Genomic DNA, 12,585 nt, shown 5'->3' with positions numbered 1-12,585 from the left:
GAGTTTACCGGATGCCGGCGACGGCCGGGGCATCTGTTTTGCGGGGCGTGCGCGGACCGCCGTCACGGACCAGGGTCCAGACGACGACCGCCGCCAGCACGTCGAACACCGCCAGCACGACGAACAGCGGGCTATAGCCCACGTGCGTGACCACCACGCCGAACACCAGCGTGAACAGGGTCGCGCCCAGGTAGCCGGACATGCCGGCCAGCCCGGTGGCGGTCGCCACTTCGTTCTTGCCGAAGACGTCGGACGTGATCGCGTACAGCGCGCCGGACAGCGTCTGGTGCGCGAAGCCGCCGATACACAGCAGGAAGATCGCGGTGTACGGGCTGGCCACGAGGCCGATGCAGCCCGGGGCGATCATGCACAGCGCGCCGAACGCGACGACCCATTTGCGTGACGCGAACAGGGAGACATTGAAATGCCGGTGCACGAACGGCGACAGATAGCCGCCCAGCACGCAGCCGATGTCCGCGGCGAGGAACGGCAGCCACGCGAACACCGCGATCTCCTTCAGGTCCATGTGGCGCTCCGTCGCCATGTACAGCGGGATCCACGCGTTGAACGTCTGCCACGCCGGCTCGGACAGGAAGCGCGGGATCGCGATCGACCAGAAGTTCCGGTTCCTGACGATCTCGCGCCACGACGCCTTCGCGGCGCTGTCCTGGTGCTTTGCTTCCTGGCCCGACAGGATGTGGTCGCGCTCCGCATCGGACAGCAGTTTCTGGTCGCGCGGGTGCTTGTAGAACACGACCCACAGCAGGGTCCACGCGATGCCCAGCCCGCCCACGATGACGAACGCCGACTTCCAGCCCGCGTGCAGGATCGCCCACACGACGAGCGGCGGCGCGCACAGGGCGCCGATCGACGAGCCGATGTTGAACCAGCCGATGGCGACCGACCGTTCCTTCGCCGGGAACCACTCCGTCGTCGCCTTGACGCCGGCCGGGATGCCCGCCGCCTCCGTCAGCCCGAGCAGGCCGCGGAAGAACGCCATGCTCTGCCAGCCCGAGGCCAGCGCGGCGCAGGCGCAGGCCAGCGACCAGGCGAACGCGAACACGGCGAAGCCGATCTTGGTGCCGATCGCGTCCAGCACGAAGCCGGCCACGGGCTGCATGACGGCGTAGCAGACCTGCCACGCGACGACGATGTACGAATACTGCTTCGTGTCGATGTGCAGTTCCGCCATCATCGTCGGCGCCGCGACCGACAGCGTGTTGCGCGCCAGGTAGTTGACGATCAGGCCCAGCGTGACCAGCCCTACCATCCACCAGCGCATGCCCTTCATTTTGCTCATGTTGTCTCCTCCGGCGCCGTTTTTTGGGCGCGCAAGATCCCGGACCGCTCGGCGCGGAGGCGCCGGCGGTCTCTCTCGATCGGATGTCGTCGTGTTTTAAGCCAGCAGTGCGCGGATGCCCTGCTGTTCGATGGCGCGCAGGTTCGCGGCCAGTTGCGCGGCCAGTCCCGGCACGGCGTTCAGGTCCCTGCCCCACAGCGCGGCGTGGCCGAGCCAGCCGTGGGCCAGGTCGTCCAGCGCCCATTCACCGCTGCCGACCTTGTCCCAGCCGGCCTTGAACCATGCCAGCGTGACCGGATCGTCCGCGAGGTCGATGACGCCGCCGCGGTACAGCACCATCGTCGCGGCCATGGCGAGCACGAGGCGGCGCGGCAGGCGGCCGTCGTGCAGTTCGGCGTAGCGCAGCAGTTGCGGCAGCACGCGCGCGGCGAACTTGCTCCAGCTGTTCAGGGCGATCGCCGCCAGCCGGTGGTGGATGGCCGGATTGCGGAAGCGGCGCAGCACGTCGGCGGCGAACGCTTCCAGTTGCGCGCGGTCCATCTCCAGCGCCGGGATGATCTCGTCGTCGATGGCCGCACGCAGGAACGCGCCCACCTGGGCGTCGTCGACGGCCGGACCGACCGCTTCCAGGCCCGCCAGCAGCGCGACCGGCACGAGGGTCGTGTGGCCGCCGTTCAGGATGCCGACCTTGCGCTTCTTGTACGGCGTGATGTCGTCGACGAGTTTCACGTTGAGATCCGCGCCCGCCAGCTTCAGCTCTTCGCCGACCGACGCCGGGCCCTGGATCACGAACAGGTAGTAGTACTCGGCCGCCACGAGGAACGGGTCCGCGTAGCCCAGTTCCTGCTCGACCTGCGCGGCGTCCGCGGCCGGGTAGCCGGTGACGATGCGGTCGACGAGCGTGTTGCAGAACGTGCAGGCGTCGCCGATCCACGCGGCGAAGCCGGCCGGCAGGTCCCACAGGCGCGCGTAGTGCAGCACGGCGTTCTTCAGCGCTTCGCCGTTCTTGTCGATCAGTTCGCAGGGCAGCAGGACGAGGCCCTTGTCCTGGGCGCCGCCGAACGCCTGGTAGCGGGCAAACAGCAGTTGCGTGAGCTTGGCGGGGAACGTCACCGGCGGCGCGTCGGCCTGGCCATCGGTGTCGTTGACGACGATGCCCGCCTCCGTCGTGTTGGAGACGATGAAGCGCAGGTCGGGGTTCGACGCCTGGGCCAGGTAGTCGGCGTACATCGTGGCCGGATCGATCTCGCGCTGCACGCATTCGACCTTGCGGTACTGCTTGACCGGCAGCCCGGCCTCGTCCAGGCCGCGCACGAGCACGGTGAACAGGCCGTCCTGCACGTCCAGCAGCGGGGCCGAGCCACCGCCGCGCGGGCGCACGACGACGACGCCGGCGTCCAGGCCCGTGCGCTCGTTGAGCAGGTCGATTTGCCAGTCGAAGAAACCGCGCATGAAATTCCCCTGCCCGAACTGCAGGATCTTGACCGGCAGTGCGAACGGAGTGGTACGACGAAGTTGAGTCATGGGTCTGCCCTTACAGCGAAATATCGCGTTTCCAGAAAATGAAGTCGTATTGCTGCAGCCGGTCGGCCTTGCACTTGTATTGCCCGCCCGCCGTCGCCACGACCATGTCGAACAGGCCTTTCGCCACGTCGGGCAGCGGCTTGCCTTCGATGATCGGGCCGCAGTCGTAGTCGATCAGGTCGGACAGCTTCGCGGCCACGCGGCTGTTGCTGGAGATTTTCAGCACGGGCACGATCGGATTGCCGGTCGGGGTGCCGAGGCCCGTCGAGAACAGCACGACGTTCGCGCCGGACGCCACGATGCCGGTGACGGATTCGACGTCGCCGCCCGGGGTGCACAGCAGTGCCAGGCCTTGCTTGTCCGTCTGCTCGCCGTAGTCCAGCACGGAGACGATCGGCGACGTGCCGCCCTTCTTCGCGGCGCCGGCCGATTTCATGGCATCGGTGATCAGGCCGTCGCGGATATTGCCGGGGCTCGGGTTGTCGGCGAAGTGCGTGCCGACGGCCAGCGCGCGCTGTTCGAAGTCGCGCATCATGCCGAGGAAGCGGCGCTTGTCCTCGTCTTCCACGCAGCGTTCGATCAGCGACGACTCCACGCCGCACAGTTCGGGGAATTCCGCGAGGATCGACGAACCGCCGACGGCGACGACCATGTCCGACACATAGCCCATCGCCGGGTTGGCGGAGATGCCGGAAAAGCCGTCCGAGCCGCCGCATTTGACGCCGATCTTCAGGTGCGACAGCGGCATCGGCCGGCGCTGCACCTTGTTCGCGTCCTTCAGGTGCGTCAGGGTGTCCTGCAGCACCGCCTTCATCATCTTTTCTTCGCTGTCCCATTGCTGCTGTTCGTAGATCAGCACGGGCTTGGCGAAGTCGGGGTTCTGCTTCGCGAGGGCATCCTTGAACATGCCGATCTGCGCGTTCTGGCAGCCCAGCGAGAATACGGTGATGCCGGCCACGTTCGGGTGGTCGGCATACGCGGCGAGGATCTTGCACAGCGAACGCGCGTCCGCGCGCGTGCCGCCGCAGCCGCCGTTGTGGGTGATGATGCGCACGCCGTCCACGTTCGGGAACGGGCGCACGACGGGTTTCGGCGCTTCCATGTCCTCGCCCAGCAGCTGGAAGGTGAGCGAGGCAAGATCATTGGTCGCATAGCCCAGCGGGCCTTCCAGCGCATTGCGGAGGTGTTCCACGTTGCGGTTCTCGCAGAACACGAGCGGGAAGATCAGCCAGTAGTTGGCGGTGCCCACGCGGCCATCCGCACGCACGACGCCGTCGAACGTGGCGTCCTTCACGTCGGCGACGTCCGGAGGCGTCCACGTATACGGCTTCGATTCCCCGATCTCGACCTCGGACGCGTAATGCGCGAGGTTGTCCGTCGTGACGGCCTCCCCTTTGCGGATCGGCTGCGTCGCCTTGCCGACGACGACGCCGTACATGGTCAGCAGCTCGCCCTCGGCGAAGGCGCGGCGCGCCAGCTTGTGCTTGGTCTTGATCTTTGTTGCGACGAGGATGTTCTCCCCGCTCCACGTCACGACATCACCCGGCGCCAGGTCGGTCAGGGCGACCAGCATGCTGTCGTCCGGGTGAATGCAGATTACTTTTTGCATGGTTGCCCAATCAGAGCTTGAAGTAGTTCTTGGCGTTTTCGTAGCAGATACCGCGCACGATGGTCGCCAGCGCATCGTAGTCTTCCGGATACTCGCCGCTGGCGACCCATTCGCCGAGCTGGCGGCACACGAGGCGGCGGAAATAGTCGTGGCGCGGGTACGACGCGAAGCTGCGCGAGTCCGTCACCATGCCCACGAAGATGCCCAGCACGGAGTGGTTGCCGAACGCGAGGATCTGGTTCAGGTTGCCGAGCTTGTGGTCATTGAACCACCAGGCCGGGCCGAACTGCACCTTGCCGGCCACGCTGCCGTCCTGGAAATTGCCGATCATCGTCGAAAGCACTTCATTCATCGCCGGGTTCAGGTTGAACAGCATCGTCTTCGGCAGCTGTTTACGGGAGTCGAGCGCCGACAGCAGCGCCACGAGGCCGTTACTGGTCGTCATGTCCGAGATCGAATCGAAGCCGGTATCCGGACCCAAAGTCTCCAGCATACGCTGGTTGTTGTTGCGCATGGCACCGATGTGGAAGCACATCGTCCAGTCGTATTTCGCATAGACTCCCCCGATCGCCTCCAGCAGCCCGCGCAGGTATTGCGCCTGTTCGAGGTCGCCCAGCAGCTCGCCGCGCATGCGCTTGGCGAACAGGCCGTCCAGCTGGTCGGCCGTCGCGGCGACGGTCGGCAGCGGGATGTCGATCGCGTGGTCGGAAATACGGCCGCCGCGCGCATGGAAGTATTCCACACGGTTGGCCAGCGCGGCGATCAACGAGGTGAACGAATCGATCTTCACGCCCGCCACGTCGGAAAGGCGGGCCACGTATTGTTCGAAGCCCGGGTTGTTGATGCGCATGGCCTTGTCCGGACGGTAGGCCGGCAGCACGCGGGTCTTCAGCGCCGATTGCGCGATCTCGGCGTGCTGCAGCAGGTCGTCGGCCGGGTCGTCCGTCGTGCAGGCGATTTCCACCTTGGCCTGCTCCAGGAACGTCCACGTGTCCATGCCGGCCAGCTTCGCGTTCGCCTGCTCCCAGATCGCTTCCGCGTTCTTCTCGTTGATGACCAGGTCGATGCCGAAGATGCGGCGCAGTTCCAGGTGGCTCCAGTGATAGATCGGGTTGCCGATGGCGAGCGGCAGCACCTTGCAGAAGGCCAGGAATTTTTCCTTGTCCGAGCGGTCGCCCGTGCAGTATTCCTCCGGCACGCCGGCCGTGCGCATCAGCCGCCATTTGTAATGGTCGCCGCCCAGCCACAGCTCGGCGATGTTGCGGAAGGTCTTGCGCTCGGCGATCTCGCCCTGCTGCAGGTGCGAGTGGTAGTCGATGACCGGCAGGTCGGCGGCAACTTCATGATAAAGCTTGCGGGCGACGTCGGTGGTGAGGAGGAAATCCTGGTCCATGAAGGCGGTCATAGCGTGTAGCTCCTTGGTGGCTAAATCTGATATATCAGGATGGTAGGCCTAATATATTACCAGTGCAAGGACTTTGTGCCTTCGCGGCCGTTGGTGCGGATGTTATGCTTCGGTCATCGGCTCGTGATGCATGGATACAACGGCCACGGCCATCACTACAATCATGGATCCAAGAATGCTCGACTCATTTTTTAAATTGCGCCAGAGCGGCACCGACACGCGGACCGAAATCCTCGCCGGCGTCACCACGTTCCTGACGATGGCGTACATCATCTTCGTCAATCCCACGATCCTGGGCGACGCCGGGATGCCGAAGGACGCGGTGTTCGTCGCGACGTGCCTCGTCGCGGCACTGGGCAGTCTCGTGATGGGCCTGTACGCCAACTACCCGATCGCGATGGCGCCCGGCATGGGCCTGAACGCCTATTTCGCCTACGCCGTCGTGCTGGGCATGAAGGTACCCTGGCAGGCGGCGCTGGGCGCCGTGTTCGTGTCGGGCTGTTTGTTCATCCTCGTCTCCGTGTTCGGGCTGCGCGCGATGATCGTAAACGGCATCTCGCGTTCGCTGCGCGTGGCGATCACGGTGGGTCTCGGCATGTTCCTCGCGCTGATCGCGCTGAAGAGCGCCGGCATCGTCGTGGCCAGCCCGGCGACGCTCGTGCAGGCGGGCGACCTGCACAAGCCGGAGGCCATCATGGCCGTCGTCGGCTTCCTGCTGATCGTCACCCTCGACCGCCTGAAGGTGCGCGGCGCGATCCTGATCGGCATCGTCGTCGTGACGATCCTCTCGTTCTTCTTCGGCGGGAACACGTTCCACGGCCTTGTCTCGGCCCCGCCGTCGATCGCGCCGACCTTCGGCCAGCTGGACATCAAGGGCGCCCTCGGCGCCGGCATCCTCAACGTGGTGCTCGTGTTCTTCCTCGTCGAGCTGTTCGATGCGACCGGCACGCTGATGGGCGTCGCCAGCCGCGCGGGCCTGCTCGTGGAGGGCAAGATGGAGCGCCTGAACAAGGCCCTGCTGGCCGACAGCGCCGCGATCGTCGCCGGCTCCGTGCTGGGCACGTCGAGCACGACCGCGTATATCGAAAGCGCGTCGGGCGTGCAGGCCGGCGGCCGCACGGGTCTCACGGCGTTGACCGTGGCCGTGCTGTTCCTGGCTTGCCTGTTCATCGCCCCGCTGGCAGGCGTCGTCCCCGCGTACGCGACGGCGCCCGCGCTGCTGTTCGTCGCGTGCCTGATGCTGCGCGACCTGGGCGACATCGAGTGGAACGACACGACCGAAGCGGTTCCGGCCGCGATCACGGCGCTCGTGATCCCGTTCACCTACTCGATCGCGGAAGGCATCGCATTCGGCTTCATCACCTACGCGCTGCTCAAGCTGACAACGGGCCGCGCGCGCGAAGTCAAGCCCGTGATCTGGGTGATCGCCGCCCTCTTCGCCTTCAAGATAGTTTATATCGGCAGCTGATCACGCGGCGGCCGGCATCTGCCCGGCCGCCAGCAGCCGGGCGAATTCTTCCGCCGGCACGGCGCGGCTGAACAACCAGCCCTGCACGAGGTCGCATCCGAGGTCGGCCAGCAAAGCCAGCTGGCCGGCCGTCTCCACCCCTTCCGCCACCACCGACAGCCGCAGGCCGTGCGCCATCGCGACGACGGCGCGCGCGATCGCCAGGTCGTCGGCATCGGTCTCCAGGTCGCGCACGAACGAGCGGTCCAGCTTCAGGCGGTCGACCGGGAACCGCTTCAGGTAGTTCAGGTTCGAATAGCCGGTGCCGAAATCGTCGATGGCGAGCCGGATGCCCATTCCCTTCAGCCGCGCCAGCAGCGCGATGCTCTTGTCCGCGTCGGCCATCGACGCGCTCTCGGTCAGCTCCAGTTCGAGCAGGCCGGGTTCGAGCCCGCAGTCGTCCAGTACGCGCCGCACCGTGCCGACGATGCGCTCGTCGAACTGGTGCGCCGACAGGTTCACGGCCACCGGCACAACGGGCAGGCCCGCGCGCCGCCAGGCCTGCAACTGGCAGCAGACCTTGTGCAGCACCCATTCCCCCATCTCGACGATCAGGCCCGTTTCCTCGGCCAGCGGGATGAAGTCGTTCGGCGGCACGAGGCCGCGCTCCGGATGGCGCCAGCGCAGCAGCGCCTCCGCGCTGACGATCGATTTGCCGTCGACGGCGATCTGCGGCTGGTAATGGAGCTCCAGCTCCTCGCGTTCGAGCGCACGGCGCAGCGCGTTTTCCAGCTTGAAGCGCTCGTTCGCGTCGCGGTTCAGTTCCGGTCGGTAGAAGGCGTAACGCTGGCCGACGCCGTCGGCCGCCTGGCGCAGCGCCGTTTCGGCGCCCCGCGCCAGCGTATCGTACGCGACGCCGTCGTTCGGATAGATCGCGATGCCGACGCTCGGGTCGAGGTGGAATTCGTCGTGCTGATACCTGTACGGTTGTCCCAGCGCGGCCAGCACGCGGCGTGCGCTCGCGGCAAGTTCGTCGGCGTCGGTGCGCAGCAGGGCCAGCGCGAACGCGCCTTCCGAGAAGCTGGCAACCATGTCCTGGCTGGCCACCTCGCGCAGGCGCGCGGCCGCTTCCTGCAGCAGGGCCTGTTCCGCGCCGGGTCCGAGCGCCTCGCGGATCAGGGCCATGCGTCCGAAGCGCACGAGCATGAAGCCGAGCACGCGACGGCCGGCCTGGGCCTGCACCTGGGCCTTGAGTTGGCGCAGGCGGTCGCGCAGCAGGTCGCGGTTCGGCAGGCCCGTGACGGCGTCGTAGTTGCTGGCATAGTGCAGCCGCTGTTCGGCGCCGCGCAATGCGGTGACGTCGATGCCGGTGCCGAGGACGAATTCGACGCAGCCGTCCTCGCGCCGCAGCAGCGTGTGTGTCCAGACGATGCTGCGCGTGCCCCCGTCGGGCGTCACCCATTCACCCTGCAGCCGCTGCGGCTGCGGCTGCGCGTCCCCTGCCAGGCCCGCGAACATGTGCCGGACGACCTCCGGGTCGGCGGCGCCGCGCACCACCTCCCAGTAGTGCCGCCCCATGGCCTGCGCCGCGCGCCAGCCCAGCGATTCCTCGCAGGCCCGGTTGAACGTCACGATACGGCCTTCCGGGTCCGTCATGAGCACGAGCGTGCCGGCCGTCTCGACGATGGCGGACAGGCGGTTGCGCTCCGAGCGCAGCGCGTTCGTCCGTTCGACGACGAGCGCCTCGGCCCGCGTGTACAGGCGCGCGCGCTCGAGCGCGAGTGCGACCTGCTGCGCCACGCCGGCCAGCAGCTCGCGCTCTTCGTTACTGAAAGCGTCGTGCCGGGCGCGCACGTGCAATTCGCCGAGCCGGCGCGTCCCTGCGAGCAGCGGCAGGCAAAGCTGCGCCGGGTCGTCTCCCGCGCAGCCGTCCGCGCCCGCGCGGGCGCCCGGCACGGGCTCCTCGCCCCGTTGCGCGAGCACGCGCGCGGCGCCGTCGGGCGCGGCGGTGCAGATGGCGGCGCCCGCGAGCGCCGGGAGCCTGATCAGGTGATCCAGCGCGGCGCGCGCCACGTCGGTCTCGCCGGCCGCCTCGTTCAGGGCGCCGGCGATCCGGCTCAGCAGCGCGAGCGAATCGACCATGCGCGCGAGGTCCGTGTTCAGGCGCTGGGTGTCCTCGTGGGTGGCGACGAGCAGTTCGTAGATGCGGCGCCGCTCGTCCGCCATCACTTCCAGCGGCCGCGCCGGGTCGCCCGCGTCCCGTCCCTGCAGGATGCGGCGCACGCGGTCGCGTAGCTGGCCGGCGTCGTAGGGCTTGGGCAGGAAGCCGTCGGCGCCCGCTTCCAGGCTGCGCACGATGTCCTGCAGCGTGGTCAGGCGCGTCAGCAGCAGGACGGGCACGGCGGCCAGTGCCGCATCGTCCTTCAGGGCGCGGCACAGCGCATAGCCGTCCATGCGCGGCATGGCGATGTCGCTGACGACCAGGTCGGGCGCCATCTCACGCGCCATGCGCAGCGCGGCCTCGCCATCGGCGGCCACGCGCACGCGCGCCGGGCAGTCCGGGTCGTGCGCCAGCACCCGGGCCAGGTGTTCGGCCTGTGTCGGGCTGTCCTCCGCCACGAGGATTTCATAGGGTCCCCGGGCGTTCTCTCTCTTGTGCGTTGTTGTCATCTTGTTCGCGCCGCGTTTTTTGGGCGGTCGTGCCGTCATGTCATGCAGTCGGTGGCCGGTGCACCGCACACCCCGGCCGTCAGAACTTGCATTGATATTAGCTAAGATGGCTAAGCATTAACATTCGTAGTAGGTCTGTCCATGACGATGAACGTCATTACGAGCGAACCGGTTCGGCGCCGGTTTGGCGCCCCCTGGCAGCGTTCCGCTCCGGCGCGACACAATTCCGGGTAGGAAAACGCGAAGGAGTCTGTCGCGAATTCTATGACAATTGCTCGGACACATTGTTGCCTTACGGCAACGGTGCAGCTCAGCCGGCGAGCCCGTGCTGGAGCGCGTAGCGGATGAGGGCCGCGTTCGTCGACAGCCCCATCTTGCGGAAGATGCGGGTGCGATAGGTGTTGACCGAGCTGATGCTGATGCCCAGCTCGGCCGCGACCTGCTTGATCTGTAGCCCGGAGCCGATCAGCGCGACGATTTCCGACTCGCGCGGCGTCAGGCTGTGGTGTGGCGGACGTCCGCCGGGCCGCGCTTCGAGCGCGAGCAGCTCGCCCACCCGCGGTCCCAGCCAAGTGCCGCCCGTGGCCGCGCGGCGCACCGCTTCCACGAGCTCGGCGGATGCCATCGCCTTGGAGACATAGCCGAGCGCCCCCGCCCGCAGGGAGGCGAGCGCGAACTTTTCCTCAGCGTGCATGCTGAGGATCACGACCCGCAGGTCGGGAAAATGGCGCCGCAGTTCGGCGAGGCCGTCCAGCCCGTCGTAATCGGGCAGTGTCAGGTCCAGGATCACGACGTCGGGGTGAACCTGGGCGATGAGGGCGATCGCTTGCTTCAAGTCTGCGGCTTCGCCGACGATTTTTAGGTCGACGCAGGGCCGTACGATCTTCTTGATTCCTTCGCGGATCAGTTCGTGATCGTCGGCGATGACTAGCCTGATCAAAATGCTTCCTTCATACATGCACGCCGGTATGTCGGCAAAGAAAGCATTCTAGGCAACGTTTACGCACAATTGCAAACATAATCTTTGATCAGTTAACAATTGCATCAGATTTTGAGGCATTTCCCAAGGCAAATATGTAAATTTTCTACGCGAAAGTATTTCGTTCGGCGGTTTGGGCTACAATGGCGCCTCCGCCGGCAGGCTCGGCCTGCCGCAGATGATCCGTGAACGACAGGCTGCGCATCGCTCCCGATGGCGACGGAAGGCAGCCGACCCGATGCCTATGAAATCTCTGATGCTTTGTGTGCTGGCACTGACCGGCGCGGGGGCGGCGATGGCCGCTCCGGACGACCTCGACAGCAGCGTGCCGTCGTCCAGTTACTTCACCCAGGCGCCGACGATGGCGATACCGGAAGGCAGCAACTGGTACACGTCGGCGGAGCTGGGTGCGATCACGACCTCGGGCAATACCGAAGGCACCTCCGTGACCGGCAAGATCGATGCGCGCCACGAGATGGCCAACTGGAGCAACGAATACATCGTCAGCGGCTACTTCAAGGAAGACGTCACGCACAACGACGACGGCTCCACGACGCGCACCCGCTCGGCCGAGCGCTACCAGGTGTCGGCGAAGGCGGCGTTCAAGCTGCTGGAGGACGGCAACCGCGCCTTCCTGCTCGGCTCGCACGTGAACGACAAGTTCGGCGCCTATACCCGCTATTCGTCGGTCGGCGTCGGCTACGGCACCCAGCTCCTCAAGCGCGACAATGAAACCGTCGACGTCGAAGTGGGTCCGGGTTATTTCCACGGCGAGAACGCGGCCGGCGGCGTCGAATCCGGCATGACGGTACGGGGCGCGGCCCAGTTGCGCTGGCGCGTGAGTCCGTCCGCGGCGTTTTCGCAGAGCGTCAGCGTGGAACGGGGCACGTCGAATATGCACTCGATCGCCGAGACGGCGCTGTCCACCAAGATCAACGGCACGATGCAGATGAAGGCCGCGTTCAGCGCGCGCAGCGATACGAACGTGCCCGACAACAAGAAGAATACGGATACGCAGACGTCGCTGACGCTCGTGTATTCGTTCTGAAAACACAAACGGCCGGGATGTCCCGGCCGTTACTTTTTTCTTCCCCTGTGGCTTATTTGGCCAGGATACGTCCGGTGAGCTGGATCGTGCCCTGCCCCGTCGCCATATCTTCCCCGCCCGTGATGTCGCCGCCGCCCGTCGCCTTGGCGTAACGCCCGGTGCCGCCCGTGACCTGGAACGTCGCGTTGCTGAACACGAATTTGGTGCCCACGCCCGTCGGCACGAACTGGCCGCTGTAGTTAGCGAAGATCAGTTCGCCGGTCAGCGTGGTGATCAGGAATTTGCCTTCGCTGAAGGTGTACGACGTGCCGCTCGGCGTGATGCAGTCGGTGGCCAGGAACGTGACCTTGTTGCCGACCAGGCTGCTGGTGCCGAAACCGAGAATGGTGCCGCCGAAATTCGATGCGCAGCGGGCCGACGGGCCCGGGATTTCCTGCAGCACACCGGACACCTTGAAGTCCTTGTACGTGGCCGGAGCGGCGGAAGCGCAGAACGCGGCAGACATGAGGACGGCGCCGGTGGCGAAACGCAGGACAGACTTGAGCATGAAGTTCTCCAAATAAATTGTTGAACTCGAATTTTAACGATCTGCTATCGTTTCGT

At 66.2% G+C, this 12,585-nt stretch carries 9 protein-coding genes; 2 read left to right on the top strand and 7 right to left on the bottom strand.

Features of this window, described 5'->3' with window-relative positions; genetic code table 11:
• Positions 1-4 precede the first annotated feature (4 nt).
• The 4 genes from ACEN9H_RS14590 to uxaC all read right to left on the bottom strand — a co-directional run bounded on the left by ACEN9H_RS14590 (position 5) and on the right by uxaC (position 5,838).
• Positions 5-1,300 carry an MFS transporter gene (locus ACEN9H_RS14590; protein WP_413675339.1) on the bottom strand — a complete coding sequence of 432 codons (1,296 nt, stop codon included), beginning with the start codon at positions 1,298-1,300 and terminating at the stop codon, positions 5-7.
• 96 nt (positions 1,301-1,396) lie between these two features.
• Positions 1,397-2,824: a tagaturonate reductase gene (locus ACEN9H_RS14585; protein WP_413675338.1), complete on the bottom strand. Its 1,428-nt coding sequence runs from the start codon at positions 2,822-2,824 to the stop codon at positions 1,397-1,399.
• 10 nt (positions 2,825-2,834) lie between these two features.
• Positions 2,835-4,433, bottom strand: coding sequence for a UxaA family hydrolase (locus tag ACEN9H_RS14580; protein WP_413675337.1), 1,599 nt, complete (start codon positions 4,431-4,433; stop codon positions 2,835-2,837).
• A gap of 10 nt (positions 4,434-4,443) precedes the next feature.
• Positions 4,444-5,838 (bottom strand): glucuronate isomerase, encoded by a 1,395-nt coding sequence (uxaC, locus tag ACEN9H_RS14575; RefSeq protein WP_056132801.1) that lies wholly within the window; start codon positions 5,836-5,838, stop codon positions 4,444-4,446.
• A gap of 175 nt (positions 5,839-6,013) precedes the next feature.
• Between uxaC and ACEN9H_RS14570 the strand changes: the two genes are divergently transcribed.
• A complete protein-coding gene (locus tag ACEN9H_RS14570; protein ID WP_200948765.1) occupies positions 6,014-7,306 on the top strand; it encodes an NCS2 family permease in 1,293 nt (430 codons plus the stop codon).
• On the opposite strand, the gene ACEN9H_RS14565 is transcribed toward ACEN9H_RS14570, so the two are convergent.
• Together ACEN9H_RS14565 and ACEN9H_RS14560 are read right to left on the bottom strand one after the other, a co-directional pair.
• On the bottom strand, positions 7,307-9,955 hold the full coding sequence (locus ACEN9H_RS14565; protein WP_413675336.1) for an EAL domain-containing protein: 2,649 nt from the start codon (positions 9,953-9,955) through the stop codon (positions 7,307-7,309).
• Between the two features lie 310 nt (positions 9,956-10,265).
• Positions 10,266-10,913 carry a response regulator transcription factor gene (locus tag ACEN9H_RS14560; RefSeq protein ID WP_160410385.1) on the bottom strand — a complete coding sequence of 216 codons (648 nt, stop codon included), beginning with the start codon at positions 10,911-10,913 and terminating at the stop codon, positions 10,266-10,268.
• Positions 10,914-11,190: 277 nt separating this feature from the next.
• Here ACEN9H_RS14560 and ACEN9H_RS14555 point away from each other — a divergent pair, with 277 nt between their 5' ends.
• Entirely contained in the window at positions 11,191-11,982 is a 792-nt protein-coding gene (locus tag ACEN9H_RS14555) for a YdiY family protein (RefSeq protein ID WP_229411961.1), read from the top strand.
• A 52-nt stretch (positions 11,983-12,034) separates the two neighbouring features.
• Here the strand turns inward: ACEN9H_RS14555 and ACEN9H_RS14550 are convergent, their stop codons facing one another.
• A complete protein-coding gene (locus ACEN9H_RS14550) occupies positions 12,035-12,529 on the bottom strand; it encodes a hypothetical protein (RefSeq protein WP_413675335.1) in 495 nt (164 codons plus the stop codon).
• Positions 12,530-12,585 lie beyond the last annotated feature (56 nt).

The sequence above is a fragment of the Massilia cellulosiltytica genome, from assembly GCF_047325105.1.
GTDB classification, from domain to species: domain Bacteria; phylum Pseudomonadota; class Gammaproteobacteria; order Burkholderiales; family Burkholderiaceae_D; genus Telluria; species Telluria orientalis.
Note: the sequence above shows the minus strand (reverse complement) of the source record. Positions and strands in the feature narration are given on the sequence as shown.

What these genes read in the sequence shown, in the direction of transcription:
- ACEN9H_RS14555 (WP_229411961.1), top strand. Translation starts at nt 11,191, where the DNA reads ATGCTTTGTGTGCTGGCACTGACCGGCGCGGGGGCGGCGATGGCCGCT.
- ACEN9H_RS14590 (WP_413675339.1), bottom strand. Translation starts at nt 1,300, where the DNA reads ATGAGCAAAATGAAGGGCATGCGCTGGTGGATGGTAGGGCTGGTCACG.
- uxaC (WP_056132801.1), bottom strand. Translation starts at nt 5,838, where the DNA reads ATGACCGCCTTCATGGACCAGGATTTCCTCCTCACCACCGACGTCGCC.
- ACEN9H_RS14570 (WP_200948765.1), top strand. Translation starts at nt 6,014, where the DNA reads ATGCTCGACTCATTTTTTAAATTGCGCCAGAGCGGCACCGACACGCGG.
- ACEN9H_RS14550 (WP_413675335.1), bottom strand. Translation starts at nt 12,529, where the DNA reads ATGCTCAAGTCTGTCCTGCGTTTCGCCACCGGCGCCGTCCTCATGTCT.
- ACEN9H_RS14565 (WP_413675336.1), bottom strand. Translation starts at nt 9,955, where the DNA reads ATGACAACAACGCACAAGAGAGAGAACGCCCGGGGACCCTATGAAATC.
- ACEN9H_RS14560 (WP_160410385.1), bottom strand. Translation starts at nt 10,913, where the DNA reads ATGTATGAAGGAAGCATTTTGATCAGGCTAGTCATCGCCGACGATCAC.
- ACEN9H_RS14580 (WP_413675337.1), bottom strand. Translation starts at nt 4,433, where the DNA reads ATGCAAAAAGTAATCTGCATTCACCCGGACGACAGCATGCTGGTCGCC.
- ACEN9H_RS14585 (WP_413675338.1), bottom strand. Translation starts at nt 2,824, where the DNA reads ATGACTCAACTTCGTCGTACCACTCCGTTCGCACTGCCGGTCAAGATC.